The 867-nt window shown below is 43.1% G+C and carries 2 protein-coding genes; both read left to right on the top strand.

Annotated features, from left to right (window positions below):
- The coding region (locus tag H6A12_RS13010; protein ID WP_204448429.1) for a hypothetical protein at positions 1 to 593 on the top strand (593 nt) is incomplete at its 5' end.
- 32 nt (positions 594 to 625) lie between these two features.
- Positions 626 to 867 (top strand): hypothetical protein (locus H6A12_RS13005; RefSeq protein ID WP_204448428.1); only part of this gene is annotated, 242 nt, incomplete at its 3' end.

Below are 867 nucleotides of genomic sequence, written 5' to 3'. Positions count from 1 at the left end.
TTGTCGCCGTTGTTTTGTCGGTCGCATTGATCGCAGCAGTCTGCGTTTCCGTCTTTTTCCCGAAAACAACGATTGCAAGCCTTCTGCATCTCACCTCAAAAGATCAGATCAAACAGATCACGATTTCCTCTCTCTATATTGCCAATGTAAAACTTTTCAGTGATGACTCAGAAACAATATACAGCAAACAGCTCGATATTACCGGCACACCGCTCGGCAAACAATACATTGATACGATCTTTTCAAAACCAATCATATTTCAAGATAGCGGAACGTGTCCTCCGCTCGCAGTGCAAGGCACAGATTATAAAGCCGTCACAGTCAAACTCACAATTGACGGCGGTGATGACGCACCCATTATTCAAACTGACATTTCTTTAGGATGCTGTGCATTCCCTGAACTGTGTGATGTTCCTGAGATTTACCTTTCCTATGACTATACCACTGACTATCTTCGCAAACAGTTTGAAGAAAACAATGAACGCGGCATTCAAGAAGAAATTAAACAAGAACAAAGCTACATTTTCACCATCCCCGGCGACGAATTATTCTCTGCCGCATTCATCAATGAACAACTGGGAGTAGGTGACTAATTCCCACCCTTATCGAAAGAAGGTGTTTCCGTATGACAAACGTAAAAAAACGAAATCTTATCATTGTTGCCGTTGTTTTGTCGGTCGCACTGATCGCAGCAGTCTGCGTTTCCGTCTTTTTCCCGAAAACAACGATTGCAAGCCTTCTGCATCTCACTTCAAAAAATCAGATTGAATCGGTAACGCTTGTTTCCTACTATCATCAGTATGATCCATACGGAAACCTGCCTGCCGACGAGAGAGAATATCATTCTGAAAAGGAGATCACCGGCAC

This window comes from Merdimmobilis hominis (assembly GCF_016901855.1).
Classification (GTDB): domain Bacteria; phylum Bacillota; class Clostridia; order Oscillospirales; family Ruminococcaceae; genus Paludihabitans.
Note: the sequence above shows the minus strand (reverse complement) of the source record. Positions and strands in the feature narration are given on the sequence as shown.